Origin of the sequence: Arthrobacter bambusae (assembly GCF_022606295.1) — a bacterium.
GTDB classification, from domain to species: Bacteria; Actinomycetota; Actinomycetes; order Actinomycetales; family Micrococcaceae; genus Arthrobacter; species Arthrobacter bambusae_A.
Window position 1 is genome coordinate 1 of the sequence record NZ_JAHHZS010000080.1, and the last position, 3,582, is coordinate 3,582.

Annotated in this window: 3 protein-coding genes; 2 read left to right on the forward strand and 1 reads right to left on the reverse strand. The window is 59.4% G+C overall.

What is annotated here, in order from left to right; genetic code table 11:
• Nucleotides 1-349 precede the first annotated feature (349 nt).
• On the forward strand, nucleotides 350-1,573 hold the full coding sequence (locus KNN17_RS22090) for an ROK family transcriptional regulator (protein WP_241711041.1): 1,224 nt from the start codon (nucleotides 350-352) through the stop codon (nucleotides 1,571-1,573).
• A gap of 430 nt (nucleotides 1,574-2,003) precedes the next feature.
• Here the strand turns inward: KNN17_RS22090 and KNN17_RS22095 are convergent, their stop codons facing one another.
• Nucleotides 2,004-2,549: a histidine phosphatase family protein gene (locus tag KNN17_RS22095; RefSeq protein WP_241711042.1), complete on the reverse strand. Its 546-nt coding sequence runs from the start codon at nucleotides 2,547-2,549 to the stop codon at nucleotides 2,004-2,006.
• A 352-nt stretch (nucleotides 2,550-2,901) separates the two neighbouring features.
• Between KNN17_RS22095 and KNN17_RS22100 the strand changes: the two genes are divergently transcribed.
• A partial coding sequence (locus KNN17_RS22100; RefSeq protein WP_241711043.1) for a helix-turn-helix transcriptional regulator occupies nucleotides 2,902-3,582 on the forward strand: 681 nt, incomplete at its 3' end.

The following is a 3,582-nucleotide window of genomic DNA, read 5'->3' on the forward strand; positions in this document are numbered from 1 at the left end:
GCTCCCGGACGTGGCCGATCCTCCGTCACTCGACGGCGCCGATCCCGAGCAGCCGCTCAAAGCCAGCGCGCCGGCGACCAGAACGCCTGTTGTGATTGCGACCGAACGCGCAAGTCGTCTTTGTGCTTGAAACATCCTTGTTCCTCCGAGTTTTTCCTGCCGTGCCTGGGGGAGTAAGTCTCCGTCGGGCTTACGCCATCAGCGGCGTCTCCAATGAGGATATGATGTAAATCACCACTTAGCAATAGTTAGTTAAGAAAGTTCTGGGGAGTGGTTCAATGAACCCACAAGATTGGTTCCCTTCGCTGATGGGCGGCCATTGGTGGAGTGGTGTAGATTGCATGGCATCATGACTGAAACCTCTCCGCGCCGGCTCAAAGGCCGGTCCTACGCAGAGACGCGTAGCGCAGTGCTTGACCTCATCCGGTCAAGCGCAAGCATCTCGCGGGTGGAGCTGTCACAACGGTCGTCCCTCACCGAGGTGACCATCTCGAAGATCGTGAAGGAACTCCTGCTTGAGGGAATTGTTATTGAGGCGGGCTTTGGTCAATCCACCGGCGGCAAGAGGCCTAGGATGCTCAAGCTCAACACCGGTGTGCTCTATGCTGTCGGAGTAAGGCTCGGCGTCTCAAGGATCGTCATCGTACTCTGCGGCCTCAACGGCAAGCTGATCGAAAGAGTCGACCTCCCCGGAATCGGCGACGAGCCTCCCCCGGAGGTCCTCGACCGGGTCGTTGCCGCGATCCAGGGAGTCATCGAAGCACGCGGCATTTGGCGGGAATCCATAGTGGGTGTCGGTGTGGCCTCCAGCGGGCGTCGACGCGGCCCCTTGGGATGGGGAGCGGATCCGGAGGCAGCGCAGACCTGGGAGAGTTTCGATACGGCCGCGGAACTGGAAGGCCTTTGTGGCGTTCCGGTGCTCGTCGAGAACGATGCAAACTCGGTTGCGCTCGGTACTTTTTGGTCCGGAGGGGCCAACGCGTCAAGCAACTTCATGACGGTTTACATGGATCAAGGAATTGGTGCCGGTCTTGTGATCGGCGGAGCGATCTTTCGGGGCGCTTCGGACAATACCGGGGAGATCGGACACATCGTCGTCGAGCCCGACGGGCTCGAGTGCTGGTGCGGGTCTCGTGGGTGCCTTGAGACCGTCGGGCCACCCCGTGGAATAGTCCGCCGGGTAATGACGGATGAAGGGCTGGCTGCACTATTCGATGATCAAAAATCGGGAGACGAAGCAGCTATCTACGAGCGCGTTCTCGCCGGGCTCGGTGAAGGCCTGCCCCAAGCCGAAGCGCTAATCAGCCGCTCCGTCCGGAGTGTCGCCACCGTACTGCTGGGTCTGGCCAATACGCTCGACCTGGAACGGATCGAGCTCGCAGGACCCGGCTTCGCGGCAACGGGGCAACGCTATATGAAAGAGCTGAAAAGGCTCATCGAAAAGGCATCCTTTACCCGAGGCGTGCACACCATTGCGGTTGAGCTCGGAGGCACCGGGCCGGATGTGGCTGCGCTCGGGGCTGCTTCGGTCGTGCTCCACAGCAGCCTGACGCCACATCACCTGACTGCCTAGATCTGAATTCTGTGCAGGGGCTCTCGGCCCAGGTGAGGGCCGATTGGTGATGACGCAAAAGGGGGCGATGGCGGTGTAAGCGGTGATGGTGTACTTGCGCCAGGGTGTTCCACGCCGCGATTCGTTCGCTGCTGAGGAGGTTCTCGTATCCGATGATGAAGCCCGGGGACGATTCCTTCAGCAGCGTGATGAGCTGTGTCACGAGGAACGGCAGCACGATGCGAATTCCCTGCGGAATGAGGATCAGCCAAAGATAGCCATCCGAGACAGCCCGCTGGGGTACCCGGGTTCGGGCCGTCCTTTGGGGAGCGAATGGATTCGGAAGCCCTAACCCAGCGGCGGTGCGAGAGTCGTCCTACTACGGTGACAACACCGCCGGCGCGTGGGAATACCAGTGAGGTGAGTTCACCTGGAGGGTGGCAACCATTCTTCAGTTTCCTCGTAGTTCGGGTCCTTTCAAGAACGCTGGGTCCACGTCAATGGTTTGACCGTTCTGGGCCTTAGGTTGTGGATGGTTGAGCAGGGCTGACAGGGTCAGACGAATTAGGGTTGCGTGAGCAACGACGATAATGCGATGAGTGGGGTACTCGCCGAGCAAGTCCTTCAGAGCAGAAATGCCGCGAGCGGCAACAGCTGTCTCCGGTTCACCCAGAGAAACTAGATGACTGATTTCCTTTTTGGACAGGCCGAAGGCCGACCGGCCTTCAGCTTCTCCGTAGTCTCGCTCAACTAACCCGGGAATTCTGATTGGCGGAGGAAGCCCCAGCTCTCGTTGGATGATCTGGGCAGTTTCGAAGGCCCTAATCAGTGGAGAGCAGGCAAGTATGTCCCACTGCCGGTCTTTGAGTGAGGTGGCCGTTTCGAGAGCCTGGAGGCGGCCGGTCTCGTTGAGCGGGATGTCCGTGCTGCCTTGGATTCGAAGCTCTGCATTCCATCGCGTTTGCCCGTGACGTACCAGAACCAATGCTGATTTCATGCTGGCGTTACGGCCCGGGTCAAGGTGCTGTTGTCTTTGTGGGCCTCGAATAAGTTACGTCGTTGAATGATCGCCGTCACGACGGCACGCAGCTTGATTGGGCAAGGCGACCCGCCAAAGACCCGCTGTGGATGAGACGACATGGCCTCACTATATCTATGGGTTCTGCTTCCGCCTTCCGGCGTGGCGTCCGACTGGGATATTTTCATCCGTTCCGTTGCCGGGAATCGCCGCGCGTGGGCTGTTCTTTCAACTACTTGAGCCGTCATCCAGAGCGGAGTTGGAGCCCGCCCGAACTGTCACAGAGTCAGAGAGATTCACGGCTGTGCCTGCCGCTTCTAGTATTGGAAGCATGGATAACCGCAGCGAAGTTCGTGAGTTCCTGGCTTCGCGGCGGGCCAAGCTCAGTCCCAGCCAAGCCGGGCTGTCTACTTACGGTGAGGTTCGCCGTGTTCCCGGCCTGCGTCGAGATGAGGTTGCCCGGCTTGCCGCTGTCAGCGTGGATTACTACATTCGCCTTGAGCGAGGAAATCTGAACGGCGTTTCGGAAAGTGTGCTTGACGGCGTCGCGAAAGCGCTCCAGTTGGACGAGGCTGAGCGATCCCATCTATTCCATCTTGCTCGGGCATCGGCCACGAAGCCTCAGCAGAATCGCATAGCCTGGCCGCAGCGTGTCCGGCCGGGTGTGCGGATTGCACTTGACGCCATCACCTCACCAGCCATTGTGCGGAACGCGTGCCTGGACATCGTAGCGAGCAACAGACTTGGCCGCGCTCTCTATTCAGACATGTACGCCTACCCTGGTGAGCCAGCAAACCACGCTCGGTTTGTTTTTTTCAATCCTCAAGCAACGGAGTTCTATCCGGACTGGGACCGTGCGGCCAACGAAGTCGTGACCATACTCAGGACCGAGTCGGGTCGGCATCCCCATGACGTCGGGATTGCGGGTCTGTTGGGTGAGCTCTCGAGCCGTAGTGATGATTTCCGGGAGAGGTGGGCTGCGCATTACGTGGGTCATCATTACACCGGTTTT